The organism is Ideonella azotifigens, assembly GCF_006519715.1.
Taxonomy (GTDB): Bacteria; Pseudomonadota; Gammaproteobacteria; order Burkholderiales; family Burkholderiaceae_C; genus Ideonella; species Ideonella azotifigens.
In genome coordinates this window covers 1-392 of the sequence record NZ_VIDT01001214.1, presented here as the reverse complement: position 1 = coordinate 392, position 392 = coordinate 1, and the positions used below count along the sequence as shown (strand labels likewise).

The 392-nt window shown below is 69.9% G+C and carries 1 protein-coding gene; it reads left to right on the top strand.

All coding sequences use genetic code 11. The annotated features are described in order from the left end of the window. Positions 1-392, top strand: a 392-nt coding sequence (locus tag FKP22_RS31665; protein ID WP_141292104.1) for a condensation domain-containing protein, incomplete at both ends; no start/stop codon positions are given.

Sequence of the window (392 nt, the reverse complement as noted above, 5' to 3'; positions counted from 1 at the left end):
GACCTGACGCTGACGCTGACCGAAGACCCGCAAGGCCTGCACGGCGAGCTGGAGTACAACACCGACCTGTTCGAGGCCGCGACCATCGAGCGCATGGCCGGCCACTTCACGCAGCTGCTGCGGGCCATCGTGGAAGATCCCGAGCGCCCGGTGGGCGAGCTGCCGATGCTGGGCGCAGCCGAGCGCCAGCAACTGCTGCACGGCTTCAACGACACCGCCACCGTCTACCCGCGGGTGGCCCCTGGCAGCAACACCCTGCACCAGCTCTTCGAAGCCCAGGTGCAACGCAGCCCCGAGCGCACCGCCGTGGTCTACGAGGGTGCCTCGCTGAGCTACGCCGAACTCAACGCGCAGGCCAACCGCCTGGCGCGCCAGCTGCGCAGCCTGGGCGT